Source organism: Streptomyces caelestis (assembly GCF_014205255.1).
GTDB lineage: Bacteria > Actinomycetota > Actinomycetes > Streptomycetales > Streptomycetaceae > Streptomyces > Streptomyces caelestis.
Map to the genome: position 1 here is coordinate 6234826 of NZ_JACHNE010000001.1, position 20430 is coordinate 6255255.

Below are 20430 nucleotides of genomic sequence, written 5' to 3' on the forward strand. Positions count from 1 at the left end.
CGAACGGGCGGCACCGGGGCCGGTGTTGATCATCCATGCAGACGATCGGAGCGACGGCCGGTCAGAGCTTGGTCCACGCCTCGGAGAGGGTGGCGCGCAGGATCTGCTCGATCTCGTCGAACGTCGACTGGTCGGAGATCAGCGGCGGGGCGAGCTGGACGACCGGGTCGCCGCGGTCGTCGGCACGGCAGTACAGGCCGTTGTCGTACAGCTGCTTGGAGAGGAAGCCGTACAGGACGCGCTCGGTCTCGTCCGCGTCGAAGGACTCCTTGGTGGCCTTGTCCTTGACGAGCTCGATGCCGTAGAAGAAGCCGTTGCCGCGGACGTCGCCGACGATCGGCAGGTCGTGGAGCTTCTCCAGGGTGGCACGGAAGTTGCCCTCGTTGTCGAGGACGTGCTGGTTGAGGTTCTCTCGCTCGAACAGGTCGAGGTTGGCCAGGCCCACGGCCGCGGAGACCGGGTGGCCGCCGAAGGTGTAGCCGTGCAGGAAGGTGTTGTCGCCCTTGTAGAACGGCTCGGCCAGGCGGTCGGAGACGATGCAGGCGCCGATCGGGGAGTAGCCCGAGGTCATGCCCTTGGCGCAGGTGATCATGTCCGGGACGTAGTCGAACTTGTCGCAGGCGAAGTACGTACCCAGCCGGCCGAAGGCGCAGATGACCTCGTCGGAGACGAGCAGCACGTCGTACTGGTCGCAGATCTCGCGGACCCGCTGGAAGTAGCCGGGCGGGGGCGGGAAGCAGCCGCCCGCGTTCTGCACCGGCTCCAGGAAGACCGCGGCGACCGTGTCCGCGCCCTCGAAGAGGATCTGCTGCTCGATCTGGTCGGCGGCCCAGCGGCCGAAGGCCTCGGGGTCGTCACCGTGGATCGGCGCCCGGTAGATGTTCGTGTTCGGGACCTTGTGGGCGCCCGGCACGAGGGGCTCGAACGGCGCCTTCAGAGCGGGCAGACCGGTGATGGACAGGGCGCCCTGCGGGGTGCCGTGGTAGGCGACCGCGCGCGAGATGACCTTGTGCTTGGTGGGCTTGCCGACCAGCTTGAAGTACTGCTTGGCGAGCTTCCACGCGGTCTCGACGGCCTCGCCGCCGCCGGTGGTGAAGAAGACCTTGTTCAGGTCGCCCGGGGCGTGGTGCGCGAGGCGCTCGGCCAGCTCGACGGCCTTGGGGTGGGCGTAGGACCACACCGGGAAGAACGCCAGCTCCTGCGCCTGCTTGGAGGCGGTCTCGGCGAGCTCGACGCGGCCGTGCCCGGCCTGCACCACGAACAGGCCGGCGAGACCGTCCAGGTAGCGCTTGCCCTGGTCGTCGTAGATGTACGTGCCCTCGCCCCGGACGATGGTGGGGACGGGGGCCTTCTCGTACGACGACATGCGCGTGAAGTGCATCCACAGGTGGTCGTACGCGGTCTGGGAGAGGTCCTTGCTCACGGCTATCGGGTCCTCACGGTTATCGGGTTCCCCACATGTAGGTCTGCTTCTTGAGCTTGAGGTAGACGAAGCTCTCGGTGGAGCGCACGCCGGGGACGGCCCGGATGCGTTTGTTGATGACGTCCAGGAGGTGGTCGTCGTCCTCGCAGACGATCTCCACCATCAGGTCGAAGGAACCCGCGGTCATCACCACGTACTCGCACTCGGACATGGCCGTCAGCGCGTCCGCCACCGACTCCACGTCGCCCTCGACGTTGACGCCGACCATCGCCTGTCTGCGGTAGCCCACGGTGAGCGGGTCCGTGACGGCGACGATCTGCATCACGCCCTGGTCGAGCAGCTTCTGGACGCGCTGGCGCACGGCCGCCTCGGACAGGCCCACAGCCTTGCCGATGGCGGCGTACGGCCGGCGGCCGTCCTCCTGGAGCTGCTCGATGATGGCGAGGGAGACGGCGTCCAGCTGCGGCGAGCTGCCGTTCCTGGACTCGCGGGAGGACTCGCGGTGCTCCCGCGAGCCCTTCTGGTCTGCGCTTCGACTGGCCACGAGCTCACTGTGCACGAGGTCTCGACACTTCCGCAAGCCTCGATCGATGAAATCCGTTGTTTCAGTAGCCGACTCCTGCGGATTCCGCACGATCGAAGGGAGCGGGGGTGTTGAAAACGTGGGTCGGCCGACTAGGGTGGGTGTCTCAAGTACTGGACATCCGAACTGGAGGGCCGGCAGTGAGCACCGAGCTGCGTCGTCTGCGCAACTACATCGGCGGTGAGTTCCGGGACGCCGCCGACGGACGGACCACCGAGGTGGTCAATCCCGCGACGGGCGAGGCGTACGCGACCGCTCCGCTGTCCGGGCAGGCGGACGTGGACGCCGCGATGGCGGCGGCCGCCGAGGCCTTCCCCGGCTGGCGCGACACCACGCCCGCCGAGCGCCAGAAGGCCCTGCTGAAGATCGCGGACGCCTTCGAGGAGCGCGCCGAGGAGCTGATCGCGGCCGAGGTGGAGAACACGGGCAAGCCGGTCGGGCTGACCCGCTCCGAGGAGATCCCGCCGATGGTCGACCAGATCCGCTTCTTCGCGGGTGCGGCGCGGATGCTGGAGGGCCGCTCGGCCGGTGAGTACATGGAGGGCCTGACCTCCATCGTGCGCCGTGAGCCGGTCGGTGTCTGCGCGCAGGTCGCGCCGTGGAACTACCCGATGATGATGGCCGTGTGGAAGTTCGCCCCGGCGATCGCGGCGGGCAACACGGTCGTGCTGAAGCCGTCCGACACCACCCCCGCGTCGACGGTGCTGATCGCGGAGATCCTCGGCGGGATCCTGCCCAAGGGCGTCTTCAACGTCATCTGCGGCGACCGCGAGACCGGCCGCCTGATGGTCGAGCACGAGATCCCGGCGATGGCCTCCATCACCGGTTCCGTACGGGCCGGCATGCAGGTCGCCGAGTCCGCGGCCAAGGACGTCAAGCGCGTCCACCTGGAGCTGGGCGGCAAGGCCCCGGTCGTGGTCTTCGAGGACACCGACATCGCCAAGGCCGTCGAGGACATCTCGGTCGCGGGTTACTTCAACGCCGGCCAGGACTGTACGGCCGCCACGCGCGTCCTCGTCCACGAGTCCATCCACGACGAGTTCGTCTCCGCGCTGTCGAAGGCCGCCGCCGAGACGAAGACCGGGCAGCCGGACGACGAGGACGTGCTGTTCGGCCCGCTCAACAACCCCAACCAGCTCAAGCAGGTCGAGGGCTTCATCGAGCGGCTGCCCGCGCACGCGCGCGTGGAGGCCGGCGGCAAGCGGGTCGGCGACAAGGGCTACTTCTACGCGCCGACCGTCGTCTCGGGCCTGAAGCAGGACGACGAGATCATCCAGAAGGAGGTCTTCGGCCCGGTCATCACCGTCCAGTCCTTCTCGGACGAGGAGCAGGCGGTGGAGTGGGCCAACGGCGTCGAGTACGCGCTCGCCTCCTCCGTGTGGACCAAGGACCACGGCCGCGCCATGCGGATGTCCAAGAAGCTCGACTTCGGCTGCGTGTGGATCAACACCCACATCCCGCTGGTCGCCGAGATGCCGCACGGCGGCTTCAAGAAGTCCGGCTACGGCAAGGACCTGTCGGCGTACGGCTTCGACGACTACACGCGGATCAAGCACGTGATGACGTCGTTGGACGCGTAGTCACCCGTAGTCACCCGTAGTCACCCGGGCAGGACTGCCTGCGGCCCCGGACGGTTGGTTCCGTCCGGGGCCGCTCGTGCGTCCGGTGGCCCGCGCGGAAAAGTGTTATCCGCAAGTCCTTCACACCGTCTCCGTCTGTGATCCCCGGCATAGCCAAGATCCCGGTCCTACCTGAGAGGGTGCGTGCGGAACATCAGCGATCCCAGGCGTCGAGAGGCCACCGTGGACAGTCAGCAGTGGCGCGCCACCATCACGGCGGCGCAGTCCGGCGACCGGCAGGCGCTGGACGAGCTGGTCGCGGGCTGGCTGCCGCTGGTCTACAACATCGTGGGCCGGGCCCTGAACGGTCACGCCGACGTCGACGACGTCGTCCAGGAGACCATGCTGCGCGCGGTCGACAACCTCGGCTCGCTGCGCGACCCGGACAGCTTCCGGTCCTGGCTGGTGGCGATCGCCATGCGCCAGATACGCGACCGGGCCCGGCGCCGGACCCCGGACCGGCTGGAGGAGGCGGCGGCCTCCGACTTCGCCGAACTGACCGTGCTGCGGCTCCAGCTGGAGGGGCAGCGGCGCGAGGTCGCCGAGGCCGCGCGGTGGCTCGACGGCGAGGACCGGCAGCTGCTGTCGCTGTGGTGGCTGGAGGTCGCGGGCGAACTGACCCGGCGCGAGCTGGCCGCCGCCGTCGGCATCACCCGGCAGCACGCCGCCGTGCGCGTGCAGCGGATGAAGGAGCGCCTGGAGACCTCGCGCGGCATCGTCCGCGCCCTGGACGGCGCCTGCCCCGACCTGCGCGAGCTGACCGGCCGCTGGAACGGCCGGCCCGACTCGGTGTGGCGCAAGCGGCTGGCCCGGCACATTAGGGGCTGCGGCTACTGCGGCGACACCCACGAGACGGTCGTACCGGCGGAACGCCTCCTGGTCGGCATCGCGCTCGTCCCGCTGCCCGTCGGGTTCACGCTGTCGCTCGCCTTCGGCGGGAAGACGGCCGTGGCCGCCGGCTCCGCCGGGTGGTCCGCCAAGCTGCTGGGCGCGCTCACCAAGCCGGCCGTGGCGATGACCGCCGGCGCGACGATCGTCGCGGGCGGCGCCTACGTCGCCACCCAGCCGCCGGACGCTCCGCCTCCCCGGGCCGCGGTCAGCCCCATGGCGGCGGCGACCTCCGAACCGCCGCCCTCCGCCACGCCCAGCCCCACCCCCACGCCCTCCCCGTCGGCGACGAAGAAGGCCGACCTGTACGGCACGGTCGTCGACGCCGTCGACCGCGCCCCCGACCCGAACGCCCGGCCCGCCGCCCTGCCCCGCCGCCCCGAGTCCGGCATCACCAGCACCGGCGGCCCGAAGGCCGTCATGCAACACCGTGGCGACAACGTGACGCTGAGCGGCCGGGGCTACGTCCTGGTGCGCTGGCAGATCTCGCCGCACGCCCGGCCCGGCGCGGTGGTCATGCCGACCTGGACCGGCCTGAAGGGCAAGCTGTTCCACGTGGCCTCCGGCGGCTCGCGCCGCATGGACGACCCGCTGCCCGGCGCCCCGAACGGCTACGCCACCGGCATGGGCGGCCCGGACATCGGATACGCGGTGCTGCCGCCCGGCACCCAGCAGATGTGGCAGAACGAGTACTTCTACGTCGACGGCACCGTCACCCTCACCCAGAACGAACGCGGCTGCGACTACGGCCTCGCCGTCTCCCCGACCGGCTGGGAGGCCGTGGACAAGGACGTCAACGAGGGCCCCGCTCAGGGCGCCATCCGCTACGGCCTGGTCCGCGACACCGGCACGGACAGCGCGCCGGTGCCGCAGTACGTCACGCGCTCGACCCCGGCCGATCCGGCGACGGTGCCCCAGCGCTCGCGCGTGTAGCGCACAGCACGTCGATGCGGTTGGTGGTGATCGAGTCCACCCCCGCGTCCAGCAGCCGCCGCATCGAGCGGCGCGTGTCGGGGGTCCAGACGGACAGCAGGTAGCCGTCGCGGTGGACGCGGTCGGCGAGGGGGCGGTCCACCAGCGGGAAACGGTAGTTGAGCCAGCGCGGGCGGACCGCCTCCAGCAGGACGGGCCGGGGCGGGGCCAGCGTCGTCCAGGTGAGGGCGATCTCGGCGGCCGGGTCCGCCGCGCGCACGGCGAGCATGGCGTCGGCGCCCGCGCAGTAGTACACGCGGTCCGCCGCCCCCACCTCCCGTACGGCGTCCATCACCCGCCGCACCGCCCGCACGTCGGGCGAGCCGGGCAGGTCGATCATCACCCGGTGGCCGTCGGTCGCGGCCAGCGCCTCCGCCAGGGCCGGAACCGCGCCGCCGGTGAGCCCGCGCACCTCCTCCCAGGACAGCGCGAGCACCGGCCGCTCGTGCTCCCAGAGCCGCTTCAGCGTGTCGTCGTGCAGCAGCACCGGCACGCCGTCCCGGGTCAGCCGTACGTCGATCTCCACCGCGTCCGCGCCCCGGTCGAGCGCGGAACGCAGCGAGGCGACGGTGTTCTCGCGGTGGCGGTAGGGGTCGCCCCGGTGGGCCACGGCGGTCACGAGCCGCGCCGGGTGCTCGGGGGAGGGTGTCACCGGTCCAGCCACCCCGCGGTGTACGTGTCGATCTCCTGCGTGATCCGGGCCTTGCCCGCCGGGTCCAGGAAGGAGGCCTCGACGGCGTTCTTCGCCAGGTCGGCCAGGCCCCGCTCGTCGAGGTCGAGCAGCCGGGCGGCGACCGCGTACTCGTTGTCGAGGTCGGTGCCGAACATCGGGGGGTCGTCGGAGTTGATCGTGACGATGACCCCGGCCTCGGCGAACTCCTTGATCGGGTGCTCGTCGAGTGTGCGGACCGCGCGCGTGGCGATGTTGGAGGTCGGGCACACCTCCAGCGGGATCCGGTGCTCGGCGAGGTGCGCGAGCAGCTTCGGGTCCTGCGCGGAGCTGGTGCCGTGACCGATGCGCTCGGCTCGCAGATGCGTGAGGGCGTCCCACACCGTCTCCGGGCCGGTGGTCTCGCCGGCGTGCGGTACGGAGTGCAGCCCGGCGGCGATCGCCCGGTCGAAGTACGGCTTGAACTGCGGCCGCTCCACGCCGACCTCGGGCCCGCCCAGTCCGAAGGAGACCAGGCCCTCCGGGCGCAGCCGGTCGTCGGTGGCGAGCCGGGTCGTCTCCTCGGCGGCTTCGAGCCCCGCCTCGCCGGGGATGTCGAAGCACCAGCGCAGCACCGTCCCGAAGTCGGCCTCGGCGGCCTTGCGGGCGTCCTCGATCGCGTCCATGAAGGCGCGTTCGTCGATGCCGCGGCGGGTGGAGGAGAAGGGGGTGATGGTCAGCTCGGCGTACCGCACCTGCTGCCGGGCCAGGTCACGGGCCACCTCGTAGGTCAGCAGCCGGACGTCCTCCGGGGTGCGGATCAGGTCGACGACCGACAGGTACACCTCGATGAAGTGGGCGAAGTCGGTGAAGGAGAAGTAGTCGACCAGGGCTGCGGGGTCGGCCGGAACCTTCGAGTCGGGATGCCGGGCGGCCAGCTCGGACACGATCCGGGGGGAGGCGGAGCCCACGTGGTGCACGTGCAGTTCGGCCTTGGGCAGACCGGCGACGAAGGCCTTCAGGTCGCGCGGGGCACGGGGGTCGACGAGATGCTCGGTCAAGGGTTCCTCCCCGGAACGGCGCCCCTGCCGGCGAGTGGCGGGCGGGGCGCGGGTGATCGGCTGATCGATGACGCGGGTCTCATCGTAGACACGGGGGCAGTGCCCCTGAGGGGCACGGGTCCCTATCGATGTGCGGCTTTGCCGCGTGGGGGCGAGCAGCCCCACGCACCCGCACTGTGGCACGCACCGAACGGCCCCGTAGCATGGCGGCACGATCGACCCAGGGGGGATGCACCATGACGGACCCGACGCAGTCCGGTGGAGGCGGCGGCCACGATCCGTGGGCGCCCCCGGAGAACCGGCCGTCACTCGACAAGCAACAGCCCCCCACCGCAGGGCCGCCCCCCGTGCACGACCAGGCCACGGTCACCTCGATGCCGAGCGCGGGTTTCACCCCACCCACCGGCACGCCACCGTTCGACACCTCGGGCACCGGCGCTGTCCCGCCCCCACCCGCCGCCCCCGGCGGGTACGGCTACCCCGGCTATCCCCAGGCGGGCTACGGCTGGCCCGGTATGCAGCCGGCCCCCCAGAACGGCCTGGGCATCGCCGCGATGGTGCTGGGCATCGTCTCGTGCACGCTCTTCTGTCTGTACGGCGTGGTCTCCCTGGTCACCGGCATCCTCGCGATCGTCTTCGGCATCAAGGGCCGCAGGCGCGCCGAGGCCGGAGTGGCCACCAACCACGGTCAGGCCCAGGCCGGCCTGATCATGGGCATCATCGGGATCATCCTCGGCATCGCGGTGATCGTCCTGATAGCCGTCGGCATCACGGCCGCGATCAACAGCGACGAGCCGTACGACGACCCGTACTACGGCGCCCACGCCCCGGTCGCCACCGCCCCGTCCCACCACTGAAACGGCCGTACTGCGCGGCGGAGTTGGCCACTACGATTCCCTGGTCTGACAACGGAGGGGAGATCGTCCATGTCCAACACCAATCCCACGCCCGGTGGGTTCGGTCCGCCGTCCCAGCCCCCGCAGCAGCCGGCCCCCGGCTACGGATATCCGCAGCAGGGCGGCCCCGGCTACGGCTACCCCCAGGGCAGCCCCGGCTACCCGGCCGCGCCGCCCGCGGGCTACCCCCAGGCGCCCGGTTACGCGATGCCCGCGCAGCCGAGCAACGGCATGGGAACCACGGGTCTGGTGCTGGGCATCATCGGCGTGGTGTGCAGCGTGACCTTCATTCTGTGGTTCTTCGGCGTGATCCTGGGCATCCTGGCGATCATCTTCGGCGCCATCGGCCGGGGCAAGGCCACCCGAGGTGAGGCCACCAACAAGGGCGCGGCGACCGCCGGGCTGGTCTGCGGCATCATCGCCACCGTCATCCTGCCGCTGCTGGGCTTCCTGCTCTTCGCCAGCATCATGGGCGGGATCGGCGCGGCTGCCTGAAGCTGCTGCGTCACGGGGGGCCGGCCTCATGGGGCCGGCCCCTCACCTCATGCCCCTCGCAGCCGCTCCCGCGCCTCCATCAGCGCGAATCCCAGCAGGTTCGGCCCCCGCCACCGCTCCGGATCCGCCACCGCCTCGTCGTCCGCGGCCAGCCCGATGCCCCACACCCGGTCCACGGGACTCGCCTCGACCAGCACCCGCTCGCCTGTGCCCAGCAGAAATCCCCGCAGCTCCGGATGCGCGCCGAATTTGTGGACGCTTCCCTCCACGACGATCCGGAACCGCTCCCGCTGCCATATCGCCTCGTCGAACCCGCGCACCTGCCGCCCGGCCTTCTTCGCCTCGGCGGGATGCCCGGCGGCGAGCACGGCGCGCTCCGCCGCCGCGTCTCCGAACAGCCGGGCCTTGCCGGCCATCATCCAGTGCTCGGCGGTCGCGTACTCCACGCCGTCCACCGTGAACGGCGCCGGCCACCACTGGCTCAGGCAGCTCGCCCCGACCCGGCCGTCCGGCCGCGGCCGGTGCCCCCAGAAATGCAGATACCTGACCCTCGCGCCGGCGCGGACCGCCCTGATCAAGGCGTCCAAGGAGCCGACCGCCCCCGTGATCTCCTCCATGCCCGCGAGTCTGGCACGCACCACTGACACACCGTCGTGCCTTTTCGCGGCGGACTCGACACCTGGCCGACAGATTCCGTCGCGTAACCAAAAATCAACAACGGAATCCCTTGTTGCAGTGGCATCCCTCTGTCAGGATCGGCACTCAAATCGAGCCTGAGCCACGCCGGCCCCACCACGGGGACACGGAGGAGAGCGACATGCACAACCCGGGCAACGCCACCCCGGACCGATTCCCGGCCGAGGCGCGCTTCGAGGAGGGCGCCCAGTTCATCGCCGGCCGCCTGAGCAGGGGCACCTCCGGCCGCACGCACGCGGTCGTCGACCCGGCGTCGGGCGAGGAAGTGCTCCGCTACGAACTGGCCGGCACGGCCGACGTCGACCGGGCCGTCGCAGCCGCCCGCGAGGCCTTCCCGGGCTGGGCGGGAGCCACGCCCGGCGAGCGTTCCGACGCCCTGCACCGGTTCGCCGCGGTCCTGGCCGACCACGCCGAGGACTTCGCCCGTGCCGAGTCGCTCCAGTGCGGCAAGCCGCTGAAGCTGAGCCGGGGGTTCGACGTCCCGGGGACGATCGACAACACCGCCTTCTTCGCCGGTGCCGCGCGGCTTCTGCAGGGCCAGTCCGCCGGTGAGTACTCCGGGGACCACACGTCGTACCTCAGGCGCGAGCCCATCGGCGTCGTCGGTTCCGTCGCGCCCTGGAACTACCCCCTCCAGATGGCCGCCTGGAAGGTCCTGCCGGCGATCGCGGCGGGCAACACCATCGTCCTCAAGCCCGCCGAGCTCACCCCGCTGACCTCGCTGCTCTTCGCCCGGGCGGCCACGGACGCCGGGATCCCGGACGGTGTGATCAACATCGTCACCGGCACCGGCAAGGAGGCCGGTGAGCACCTCGTCGGCCATCCCGACGTCGCCATGACCTCCTTCACCGGCTCCACCGCCGTGGGCAGGCGTGTCGCCGAGATCGCCACCGCCACCGTCAAGCGCCTCCACCTGGAGCTCGGCGGCAAGGCGCCTTTCGTGGTCTTCGACGACGCCGACCTGGAGGCCGCCGCCCACGGTGCGGTCGCCGGCGCGCTCATCAACACCGGGCAGGACTGCACGGCCGCCACGCGCGCGTACGTGCAGCGGCCGCTGTACGACGCCTTCGTGGAACGGACGGCGGCGCTCATGGAGACCGTCCGGCTCGGCGACCCCTTCGCCCCCGGCACCGACCTCGGCCCGCTGATCTCGCACGTCCAGCGCGACCGGGTCGCCGGTTTCGTCGACCGGGCGCGCGCCTACGCGCGCGTGGTGACCGGCGGAGAAGCGCCAGGGGGGCAGCTGGCCAAGGGCGCCTACTACCGGCCCACCCTGATCGCCGACGCACCGCAGGACAGCGAGGTCGTCCAGTCCGAGATCTTCGGACCGGTCCTGGTCGTGCTGCCCTTCGACACCGACGACGAGGGCATCGCGCTCGCCAACGACACCCCGTACGGGCTCGCCGCCTCCGCCTGGAGCCGGGACGTGTACCGGGCGAACCGGGCCACGCGCGAGATCAAGGCGGGCTGCGTGTGGGTCAACGACCACATCCCGATCATCAGCGAGATGCCGCACGGCGGCTACAAGTCCTCCGGCTACGGCAAGGACATGTCCGCATACTCGTTCGAGGAGTACACGCAGATCAAGCACGTCATGTTCGACAACACCGCGGTGGCCGTGAAGGACTGGCACCGCACCGTCTTCGGGGACCGATAGTCGTCTGCAGGCCGCCTGACCAACGGCCGCCCACCCTCCGAAAGGGCACCACGCGCATGGAGCAGTACGAGCCCGACCGCCTGTCCCCGGCCCAAGTGGCCGCCATGCGGCGCAGTCTCAGGAACGGCAGGGCCGCCCTCACCCGGCGGTCGCTGCTGCGCGCCTCCGCGGGCGGCGCGCTCGCGGCCGGCGGACTCGGGACGCTGAGCGCCTGCGGCATCCCGGCGGCGGGCCAGTCGCAGGGCGGCGTCCCGGCGGAGGACCGCTCGGCCAAGGAGAAGACCGTGAGCTTCTCCAACTGGACCGAGTACATGGACGTCGACGACAGCGGCAAGCACCACCCGACGCTGGAGCAGTTCACCAAACGCACCGGCGTCAAGGTCAAGTACACCGAGGACATCAACGACAACAACGAGTTCTTCGGCAAGATCAAGCCGCAGCTCGCCGCGGGCCAGGACACCGGCCGCGACATCATCGTCCTCACCGACTGGCTGGCCGGCCGCCTGATCCGCCTGGGCTGGGTGCAGAAGCTCGACCCGGCCAACCTGCCGCACGCCTACGCCAACCTGTCGGCCCAGTTCCGCAGCCCCGACTGGGACCCGGGCCGCGCCTACTCCTACGTCTGGCAGGGCATCTCGACCGTCATCGCGTACAACAAGAAGGCGCTCGACGGCGTCGAGGTGAAGTCGATATCCGACCTGCTCGACAACCCCAAGCTCAAGGGGCGCGTCGGCTTCCTGTCGGAGATGCGCGACAGCGTCGGCATGACGCTGCTCGACATGGGCAAGGACCCGGCGGACTTCACCGCCGACGACTACGACGCGGCCATCGCCCGGCTCCAGAAGGCCGTCGACAAGGGCCAGATCCGCCGCTTCACCGGCAACGACTACACCTCCGACCTGACCAGCGGCGACTTCGCGGCCTGCGTCGCCTGGGCCGGGGACGTGGTCCAGCTCAAGGCGGACAGCCCGGACATCGACTTCCTCATCCCGGACAGCGGCTACATGACGTCGACCGACAACCTGCTGATTCCCAACAAAGCCCGCCACAAGACGAACGCCGAGCGGCTCATCGACTTCTACTACGAGCCGAAGCCGGCCGCCGAACTCGCCGCGTACATCAACTACGTGTGCCCCGTCGACGGCGTGAAGGCCGAACTGGCGAAGATCGACGAGGACGCGGCGAACAACCCGCTGATCATCCCCGACAAGGCCATGGCCGCCAAGTCGCACGCCTTCCGCTCGCTGAGCTCGAAGGAAGAGACCGAGTTCGAAGAGAAGTTCGCGAAGCTGACGGGGGCGTGACCCAGGATGACGAACAAGACAGACCCCACCGGCGACGTCCGCCTGACAGGCATATCCAAGACCTACGGCGCCTTCACCGCCGTCCATCCGCTCGACCTGACCGTCCCGCAGGGCTCCTTCTTCGCCCTGCTCGGCGCCTCCGGCTGCGGCAAGACCACCACCCTGCGCATGATCGCCGGCCTGGAGGAACCTTCCGCCGGCACCGTCTTCCTGGGCGACCAGGACGTGACGTCCCTCCCGCCGTACAAGCGGCCGGTGAACACGGTCTTCCAGTCGTACGCCCTCTTCCCGCACCTCGACATCTTCGAGAACGTCGCCTTCGGCCTGCGCCGGCGCGGCCTGAAATCGGTGAAGAAGCAGGTCGATGAGATGCTCGACCTCGTCCAGCTCGGTGAGCAGGCCCGCAAGAAGCCGCATCAGCTCTCCGGCGGCCAGCAGCAGCGCGTCGCCGTGGCCCGGGCGCTGATCAACCACCCCAAGGTGCTCCTGCTCGACGAGCCGCTCGGCGCCCTCGACCTGAAGCTGCGCCGCCAGATGCAGCTGGAGCTCAAGCGCATCCAGACCGAGGTCGGCATCACCTTCATCCACGTCACGCACGACCAGGAGGAGGCCATGACCATGGCCGACACGGTCGCCGTGATGAACGCGGGCCGCGTCGAGCAGCTCGGCTCGCCGGCCGACCTCTACGAGAACCCGCGCACCACCTTCGTCGCCAACTTCCTCGGCACCTCCAACTTCATCGAGGCCGAGGTCGACTCCAAGAGCGGCGAGGAGATCGTGCTGAAGGCGGGCGGCGGCAAGCTCGTCCTACCCGAGGCCCGGTGCGGCGCCCCCACGACGGCCGGCGGCAAGGTGCTGGTCGGCGTCCGCCCGGAGAAGATCTCCCTCACCCACGCCGACGACGCCGGCGAGATACCCGAGGGCCGCAACCGCATCACCGGCCGGATAGCCGACTCCAGCTTCATCGGCGTCTCGACCCAGTACGTCGTCGACAGCCCGGTCTGTACCGACTTCGAGGTCTACGCCCAGAACATCGACCGCGACCCGCGGCTCGTGCCCGGCGCCGAGGTCGTCCTGCACTGGAACCCGGCCCACACCTTCGGCCTGGACGCCGCCCAGGACGCCGGCGCCGGAGTGGAAGAGGCGGCCTGATGTCGACACTCACCGAGGCGCCACCGCCGCTCGCACCACGAGCCCCCGAGCCGCAACCCCCGAAGCGCAGGGGCCGCTGGACCCCGTACTGGCTGCTGCTCCCCGGCATCCTCTGGCTGCTGGTGTTCTTCGCGCTGCCGATGATCTACCAGGCCTCCACGTCCGTGCAGACGGGCTCCCTGGAGGAGGGCTACAAGGTCACCTGGCACTTCGCCACGTACTGGGACGCGCTGTCCGCGTACGGGCCGCAGTTCGTCCGGTCCGTGCTCTACGCGGGCACCGCCACGATCCTGTGCCTCCTGCTCGGCTACCCGCTCGCGTATCTGATCGCCTTCCGCGCGGGCCGCTGGCGGAACCTGATCATGATCCTGGTGATCGCGCCGTTCTTCACCAGCTTCCTGATCCGCACCCTCGCCTGGAAGACGATCCTCGCGGACGGCGGCCCGCTCGTCGGCGCGCTCGACACGCTGCACGTCCTGGACGTCACCAGCTGGCTCGGCTGGACCGCCGGCGACCGGGTCCTCGCCACGCCGCTCGCGGTGGTCTGCGGACTGACGTACAACTTCCTGCCGTTCATGATCCTGCCGCTCTACACCTCGCTGGAGCGGATCGACGGCCGGCTCCACGAGGCCGCCGGTGATCTGTACGCCCGTCCCTGGACGACCTTCCGCAAGGTCACCTTCCCGCTGTCGATGCCGGGTGTCGTCTCCGGCACGCTGCTCACCTTCATCCCGGCCACCGGCGACTACGTCAACGCCGATCTGCTCGGCTCCACGGACACCCGCATGGTCGGCAACGTCATCCAGACACAGTTCCTCAGAGTGCTCGACTACCCGACGGCCGCGGCGCTCTCCTTCATCCTCATGGCGGCCATTCTCCTCATGGTCACCCTCTACATCCGCAGGTCCGGGACGGAGGATCTGGTCTAAATGCCCTTCGTCAACTGGCTCAAGAGAAATCTCGTCGTCATCGCGGGACTCCTGACGCTCGGCTATCTGCTCCTGCCGAACGTCATCGTCACGGTGTTCTCCTTCAACAAACCGAAGGGGCGCTTCAACTACGAGTGGCAGCAGTTCTCGCTGGACGCCTGGAAGGACCCCTGCGGGGTCTCCGACCTGTGCGGCTCGCTGTCGGTCAGTCTCCAGATCGCGTTCTGGGCGACCCTCGGCGCCACCCTCCTCGGCACGCTCATCGCCTTCGCCCTGGTCCGCTACCGGTTCCGCGCCCGCGGCGCCGTGAACTCGCTGATCTTCCTGCCGATGGCGATGCCCGAGGTCGTCATGGCCGCCTCGCTGCTCACCCTGTTCCTCAACATGGGCGCCCAGCTGGGCTTCTGGACGATCCTCATCGCGCACATCATGTTCTGCCTGAGTTTCGTGGTCACGGCCGTCAAGGCGCGCGTGATGTCGATGGACCCGAAACTGGAGGAGGCGGCGCGGGACCTGTACGCGGGCCCGTTCCAGACCTTCGTCCGGGTCACCCTGCCGATCGCGGCGCCGGGAATCGCGGCGGGCGCGCTGCTCGCCTTCGCCCTCTCCTTCGACGACTTCATCATCACGAACTTCAACGCGGGCTCGACCGTCACGTTCCCGATGTTCGTCTGGGGCTCGGCACAGCGCGGAACGCCCGTGCAGATCAACGTCATCGGTACGGCCATGTTCCTCGTCGCCGTGCTGCTGGTCCTGGCCTCGATGGCCGTCGGTAATCGCCGTAACAGACAAAAGGCATGACTGTAGGGAGTTGAAATCATGGCCCCAGGCGCCATGAGTCAGTGGACGAGATCCCTGTCGGAAGCCCAGCCGGTCCCGTACTGGCTGGACGACCCCGGCCGGCCCCGTCCCGAACCCGCCCTCACCACCTCCGAGACCTGCGATCTGCTGGTCGTCGGCGGCGGCTACAGCGGACTGTGGACGGCGCTGATCGCCAAGGAACGCGACCCGCGGCGGGACGTGGTGCTGGTGGAGGGCCGCGAGGTGGGCTGGGCCGCCTCGGGCCGCAACGGCGGGTTCTGCGCCGCATCCCTCACCCACGGCCTGCCCAACGGCCTCGCCCGCTGGCCCGACGAGATCCACAAGCTCCAGGAGCTGGGCACCCGCAACCTCGACGCGATCCAGGCGGCGGTCGCCCGGCACTCCATCGACTGCGACTTCGAACGCACCGGCGAGATCGACGTCGCCACCGAGCCGTACCAGGCGGCGGAACTGCGCGCCTGGCACGAGGAGATGTCCCGCCGGGGCCTCGCCGAGGACGTCGAGTACCTGGACGCCGAGGCGGTCCGGGAACAGGTGAACTCACCCACCTTCCAGGCGGGCCTGTGGGACCGCAGGGGCGTGGCGATGCTGCACCCGGCGAAGCTGGCCTGGGGCCTGAAGCGGGCCTGCGTCGAGCTGGGCGTCCGCGTCTACGAGCACACCCCCGCCCTCACCCTGAAGCCGTACGGCACCGGCATGACCGTACGCACCCCCTACGCCCGGGTGCGCGCCCGCCAGGTCGCCCTCGGCACGAACATCTTCCCGAACCTGGTCAGACGCGTCCGCTCGTACACCGTCCCGGTCTACGACTACGCCCTCATGACCGAGCCGCTCACCCCCGCTCAACTGGCCTCGATCGGCTGGAAGAACCGCCAGGGCCTCGGGGACAGCGCCAACCAGTTCCACTACTTCCGCCTGTCCGCCGACAACCGCGTCCTCTGGGGCGGCTACGACGCGATCTACCCCTATGGCGGCCGCGTCCGCGCCGAGTACGACGACCGCCCGGCGACCTACGCCAAGCTCGCCGGGCACTTCTTCACCTGCTTCCCGCAACTGGAGGGCGTCCGCTTCACCCACGCCTGGGGCGGCGCGATCGACACCTGCTCCCGCTTCTCGGCGTTCTTCGGCACCGCCCACCAGCAGAAGGTCGCCTACGCGGCCGGCTACACGGGCCTGGGCGTCGGCGCGACGCGCTTCGGCGCCGAGGTGATGCTGGACCTGCTGTCCGGCGAGCGCACGGAACGCACGGAACTGCAGATGGTCCGCAAGAAGCCCCTGCCCTTCCCCCCGGAACCCTTCGCCTGGACGGGCATCGCCCTCACCAAGTGGTCCCTGGCCCGCGCGGACGCCCAGGGCGGCCGGCGCAACCTGTGGCTGCGCGCGATGGACCGGCTGGGACTGGGTTTCGACAGCTGATCACTCGGGGGTCCGGCCCGGCGCAGGGCTCCGCCCGCTCCGGCGGGGCCGTTGGCCGGGCCTCCTCCCGGCGCGGCGGCCCTTACATCCAGTTCCTCGCCGACCAGGAGCGGTTGCGCGAGGAGCTCCTCCACACCTTCGGCGCGCTGCACAGCGCGAACAAACAGATCGTGCCGTCCTCGGACCGTCCGCCCAAGCAGCTGACCCACCTCGGGGACAGGCTGCGCAGCCGGCTGGAGTCCGGGCTCATCACGCATGTCCAGCCGCCCGACCAGCAGGCGCGCGTCGCCCTTCTGCAACGCCGGGTGGAACGGGAGCAGCTCGCCGCGCCGCCGGAGGTCCTGGAGTACGTCGCCTCGCAGGTCCAGCGGAACGTCCGGGAACGGGAAGGGGCGCTGATCCGCGTGACCGCCTTCGCGTCCCTGAACCGGCAGCAGGTGGACGTACGGCTGGCCGAGGTCGTCCTCAGGGACCTGGTGCCGGACCGGGTGCCGACACGGGAGGAGGACGTGGCGCGACTGATCATCGCGCAGACCGCCGACTACTTCGGCGTCACGGCCGACGACGTGTGCGGAAAGGAACGCGGACGCGCCACGTGACGGCTCGTCAGATCGCCATGTACCTGTGCCGCGAGCTCACCGACCTGTCGACGCCGAGGATCGCCTCGGTCTTCGGCGGCCGTGACCGGGAGACCGTCGAGCGCGCGGACCGGAAGATCCGCAACCTGATGGCCGAGCGCCGCTCCATCTACAACCAGATGACCGAACTCACCCTGCGCGTCAAGGACGCCGGGGGCTGAGCTTCGACGCTGAACCGGCGGGGTGTGAGACGGTTCACTCCGATGAGGGGCCGAAACCCGCGTAATGACCGCACGGAGAGCTCTCTCTCCCTCGTGACGCCCTCGGGACGCCCTGCGCGTTCGCGAGATCCACGAGTGAGAAGGAGGTCATCCTGATGACCGGTGCGAAGACGGCGGTCGAGTGGCTCGCATCCGTCGCGCCCGATCCCGAGGCCTGCCGCTGGGAATGGGAGCGCAACCCGCTCGGGGTCGCGCTGCTGCCGGCCGGCAGCGCGTGGGACGTGCTCGTCCTGCCCGACGCACTCGGCTACGCCACGCTCGACGTGCTCAGCCGCGTTCTCGACCAGCCGGGCCCCGTGCTCGTCGACTTCGGCGACGCGCGCGTGGGGTTCTTCGTGCCGCCGGGCACCGCGGCCCGCTGGCTCGGCACGGGCATCCGCACGGCGGGCGCCGGCACCTGGATCGTCGTGCCGTACCCGGGCCGTTCCTCACCCGGCGGAGTCCGCTGGCTCGTCCCCCCGGACGGTTCTGGCACCCTGACGGACCCGGCCCTGCTGGAACTGGCGATGCACGAGGCGGCGGTGGGGCTGGCCACGAAGAAGGAAGATTAGGCCCTACCGGGGCTGCCCGGGCGGCGTCGTCCGCCCGAGGAACAGCCACAGCGACGACAGCGGCACCGCGCACAGACACCAGCTGGCCACCACGTCCAGTGGCCAGTGGTAGCCGCGGCGGACCAGGCCGTAGCTCACGCCGAGAACCAGGACGAGGCAGGCGGTGACCAGGGCGCGGCGGGCGAGGTGCGTGACCAGCCGGGGGAGCAGGAGCAGGGTCGCGCAGCCGTAGGCGACGGCGGCCGTGGCGGTGTGGCCCGAGGGGTAGTAGCCGGTGCCGGGCGGGACGGCCGGGGTGCCCGGACGGTCCGTGAGTTCCTTGAGCGGGATGATCAGTACCGGGACCAGGGCCATGAGGAGGGCCACGGCGGTGACGGGCAGCCACCAGCGGTCCGTCCGGCGAGTTCGCAGGGCGACGTATCCGAGGGCGACGGCGAGGACCGGGACCGCGACCTGGACGTTGCCGAGGTCGGAGAGGAACTCGGAGAGACCGTCCGGGTGGACGAGGCCGCGGCTGACGCGCTCGTCGAGGCGGACGAGCGGGCCGCCGTCGACGACCTGCCAGGTGATCAGGGCGAACAGGAGCGCCGGGAGGCCGAGCAGGAGGGCCCAGAAGCGCGGGTGCCGCGCGGTGGTGGACTCGGCGAGATCCTGGTTCCCGGAGATCGGCATGGGACACAGCTTGGCACGGGCACAGATATCCACTGTCCACCCGCGCGACCCAGTGGAGGATCACGTGAACCAGCCGGAGAGCGACGACGACGGCCTCTTCGACCACTGTCCGTGGCGCTACGCCGAGCAGGCGACGGAGGGGCAGCGGGCGGCACAGGAGCAGCGGCAGAAGCGGCTGCTCGGGGGAGCGGGGCCGGTGTCCGTACGGCTCGGTGAGGGCTGCTTCGTCGCTGAGACGGCCGCGGTGTACCCGGACGTCCTGCACCTGGGCGACCGCTCGTACATCGCGGCCCACGCCTACGTCACCGGCGAGATACGCACCGGCGCCGACTGCACGCTCAACCCCTTCACCGTGGTGCGCGGCACCGTCACCCTCGGGGACGGGGTGCGCATCGGCGCCCACAGCTCGCTGCTCGCCTTCAACCACGGGACCGCGCCCGAGCTGCCGGTCCATCGGCAGCCCGTCACCACCCGTGGGATCACGGTCGGCGACGACGTGTGGATCGGCTCCCACGTGGTCGTCGTGGACGGCGTCACCATCGGTGACCACTGTGTCATCGGCGCCGGCGCGGTCGTCACGAAGAACCTGCCCGCGTGGACGGTGGCGGCCGGCAACCCGGCCCGCCGGATCCGCGACCGCAGGGAGGCGCGGGTGCCCGCACCTCGCGCGAGAGCCCCGCACCCCGCCCAGGAGCGGTCGGTGCTCGTCGGTGAACTGTCCGCGTTCGTCACCGCCGCCCGTGCGCAGGCCGCCGACCTGCTCGACCGCTCCTGGCAGCCCGGCACGGGCCGGTACGTCGACCGGCCCGGCGCCGAGCCGACCGTGCGGGCGCACTGCGACGCCGTCGAGATCGCCGAGCTGCTGCTCGGGGAAGCGCCGCCCCACCTGCCCGCCGCCGAGCACACGGCACGGCTGCGTGCGCTCCAGGACCCCGTCACCGGGCTGGTCCCCGAGTACGGCGCGGCACCGCCGGTCCCCGGCCCGGCTGGGCTGCCGGAGGACGGGGCCTCGGCCTATCACGTGCTGTGCGTGGGCTACGCCCTGGACCTGCTCGGCAGTTCCTTCGCCCACCCGGTCCACACGGTGCGCACCACCACGGCGGACCGACTGGTCCGGCAGCTGGCCGAGTTGCCCTGGCGCGACCGTGCCTGGCACGCCGGAGCGTGGGTCGACTCCTGGGCCACCGCCGCGCACTGGAACCTGCGCCTCGGTACGGAGGCGGCCGCGCCCGGGGCGCTGGAGGCGCTGTTCGGCTGGCTGCACACCCACGTCGACCCCTGGACGGCGATGTGGGGCTCGCCCACCCCCGAGTCCGGGCGCCTCCAGATGGTCAACGGTTACTACCGGCTCACCCGCGGCTCCTTCGCCCAGTTCGGCCTGCCCGTACCGTACGCGGAACGCGTGATCGACACGGTCCTCGACCACGCGCGCGACCCCCGCCACTTCGCACCCGGCCGGGAGAACGCCTGCAACGTCCTGGACGTGATCCACCCCTTGTGGCTCTGCGCCCGGCAGACCACCCACCGCGCCGAGGAGGCCCGCTCCTGGGCGGCGACCCGGCTCACCGCCACCCTGCGCCGCTGGCACCCGGGCCGGGGCTTCCCCTTCGGCCCCACCCCCGACGGAACCGGCCCGGGCCGTGAACCCGGCCTCCAGGGCACGGAGATGTGGCTCGCCATCGTCTGGCTGCTCGCGGATCTCGTCGGCCTCGCGGACGTCCTGGAATACCGCCCGCGGGGGATACACCGGCCGGAACCGGCACTCCCCGCCGCAAGAGTCGCATGA

The 20430-nt window shown here is 70.8% G+C and carries 18 protein-coding genes and 1 pseudogene; 13 read left to right on the top strand and 6 right to left on the bottom strand.

Translation table 11 applies throughout. From position 1 onward, the window contains the following. Window positions 1–61 precede the first annotated feature (61 nt). Together HDA41_RS28745 and HDA41_RS28750 are read right to left on the bottom strand one after the other, a co-directional pair. Window positions 62–1423, bottom strand: coding sequence for an aspartate aminotransferase family protein (locus HDA41_RS28745; RefSeq protein WP_268251529.1), 1362 nt, complete (start codon window positions 1421–1423; stop codon window positions 62–64). Window positions 1424–1442: 19 nt separating this feature from the next. Continuing rightward, window positions 1443–1982 (bottom strand): Lrp/AsnC family transcriptional regulator, encoded by a 540-nt coding sequence (locus tag HDA41_RS28750; RefSeq protein WP_184988808.1) that lies wholly within the window; start codon window positions 1980–1982, stop codon window positions 1443–1445. A 164-nt stretch (window positions 1983–2146) separates the two neighbouring features. Between HDA41_RS28750 and HDA41_RS28755 the strand changes: the two genes are divergently transcribed. Both HDA41_RS28755 and HDA41_RS28760 read left to right on the top strand, forming a co-directional pair. Then, the gene (locus HDA41_RS28755) at window positions 2147–3586 is read left to right on the top strand and encodes a gamma-aminobutyraldehyde dehydrogenase (protein ID WP_184988811.1); all 1440 of its coding nucleotides are present in this window, start codon (window positions 2147–2149) and stop codon (window positions 3584–3586) included. Window positions 3587–3808: 222 nt separating this feature from the next. After that, window positions 3809–5446 (top strand): RNA polymerase sigma factor, encoded by a 1638-nt coding sequence (locus HDA41_RS28760; protein ID WP_184988816.1) that lies wholly within the window; start codon window positions 3809–3811, stop codon window positions 5444–5446. Here the strand turns inward: HDA41_RS28760 and HDA41_RS28765 are convergent. Next, on the bottom strand, window positions 5391–6137 hold the full coding sequence (locus HDA41_RS28765; RefSeq protein ID WP_230299669.1) for a glycerophosphodiester phosphodiesterase: 747 nt from the start codon (window positions 6135–6137) through the stop codon (window positions 5391–5393). The two genes, HDA41_RS28760 and HDA41_RS28765, sit on opposite strands and share 56 nt — an antisense overlap. After that, window positions 6134–7252, bottom strand: coding sequence for an adenosine deaminase (locus tag HDA41_RS28770; protein ID WP_184993803.1), 1119 nt, complete (start codon window positions 7250–7252; stop codon window positions 6134–6136). The genes HDA41_RS28765 and HDA41_RS28770 overlap by 4 nt, the downstream gene beginning before the upstream one ends. 179 nt (window positions 7253–7431) lie before the next feature. Between HDA41_RS28770 and HDA41_RS28775 the strand changes: the two genes are divergently transcribed. Together HDA41_RS28775 and HDA41_RS28780 are read left to right on the top strand one after the other, a co-directional pair. Next, a complete protein-coding gene (locus HDA41_RS28775) occupies window positions 7432–8052 on the top strand; it encodes a DUF4190 domain-containing protein (RefSeq protein WP_184988819.1) in 621 nt (206 codons plus the stop codon). 69 nt (window positions 8053–8121) lie between these two features. Then, window positions 8122–8586 carry a DUF4190 domain-containing protein gene (locus HDA41_RS28780; RefSeq protein ID WP_184988822.1) on the top strand — a complete coding sequence of 155 codons (465 nt, stop codon included), beginning with the start codon at window positions 8122–8124 and terminating at the stop codon, window positions 8584–8586. A 47-nt stretch (window positions 8587–8633) separates the two neighbouring features. On the opposite strand, the gene ybiA is transcribed toward HDA41_RS28780, so the two are convergent. Next, window positions 8634–9203 carry a riboflavin biosynthesis intermediates N-glycosidase gene (ybiA, locus tag HDA41_RS28785; protein ID WP_184988825.1) on the bottom strand — a complete coding sequence of 190 codons (570 nt, stop codon included), beginning with the start codon at window positions 9201–9203 and terminating at the stop codon, window positions 8634–8636. 200 nt (window positions 9204–9403) lie between these two features. Between ybiA and HDA41_RS28790 the strand changes: the two genes are divergently transcribed. From HDA41_RS28790 to HDA41_RS28825, 8 genes and pseudogenes are all read left to right on the top strand, one after another. Beyond that, a complete protein-coding gene (locus HDA41_RS28790) occupies window positions 9404–10939 on the top strand; it encodes a gamma-aminobutyraldehyde dehydrogenase (protein WP_184988828.1) in 1536 nt (511 codons plus the stop codon). 56 nt (window positions 10940–10995) lie between these two features. Continuing rightward, window positions 10996–12243 carry a polyamine ABC transporter substrate-binding protein gene (locus HDA41_RS28795; RefSeq protein WP_184988830.1) on the top strand — a complete coding sequence of 416 codons (1248 nt, stop codon included), beginning with the start codon at window positions 10996–10998 and terminating at the stop codon, window positions 12241–12243. 6 nt (window positions 12244–12249) lie between these two features. Next, window positions 12250–13395 carry an ABC transporter ATP-binding protein gene (locus HDA41_RS28800; protein WP_184988833.1) on the top strand — a complete coding sequence of 382 codons (1146 nt, stop codon included), beginning with the start codon at window positions 12250–12252 and terminating at the stop codon, window positions 13393–13395. Continuing rightward, entirely contained in the window at window positions 13395–14324 is a 930-nt protein-coding gene (locus HDA41_RS28805) for an ABC transporter permease (RefSeq protein WP_184988835.1), read from the top strand. The genes HDA41_RS28800 and HDA41_RS28805 overlap by 1 nt, the downstream gene beginning before the upstream one ends. Beyond that, complete coding sequence (locus HDA41_RS28810) at window positions 14325–15125, top strand: ABC transporter permease (RefSeq protein WP_184988838.1); 801 nt, start codon at window positions 14325–14327, stop codon at window positions 15123–15125. A gap of 18 nt (window positions 15126–15143) precedes the next feature. Then, entirely contained in the window at window positions 15144–16562 is a 1419-nt protein-coding gene (locus HDA41_RS28815; RefSeq protein ID WP_184988841.1) for an NAD(P)/FAD-dependent oxidoreductase, read from the top strand. Window positions 16563–16648: 86 nt separating this feature from the next. Then, window positions 16649–17361 (top strand): annotated as a pseudogene (locus tag HDA41_RS28820) (helix-turn-helix domain-containing protein); the annotation flags it as partial. 155 nt (window positions 17362–17516) lie between these two features. Then, window positions 17517–17972 carry a hypothetical protein gene (locus HDA41_RS28825; RefSeq protein ID WP_184988844.1) on the top strand — a complete coding sequence of 152 codons (456 nt, stop codon included), beginning with the start codon at window positions 17517–17519 and terminating at the stop codon, window positions 17970–17972. A 3-nt stretch (window positions 17973–17975) separates the two neighbouring features. Here the strand turns inward: HDA41_RS28825 and HDA41_RS28830 are convergent, their stop codons facing one another. Beyond that, a complete protein-coding gene (locus tag HDA41_RS28830) occupies window positions 17976–18644 on the bottom strand; it encodes a phosphatase PAP2 family protein (protein ID WP_184988847.1) in 669 nt (222 codons plus the stop codon). A 64-nt stretch (window positions 18645–18708) separates the two neighbouring features. Here HDA41_RS28830 and HDA41_RS28835 point away from each other — a divergent pair, with 64 nt between their 5' ends. Next, entirely contained in the window at window positions 18709–20430 is a 1722-nt protein-coding gene (locus tag HDA41_RS28835; RefSeq protein ID WP_230299670.1) for an acyltransferase, read from the top strand.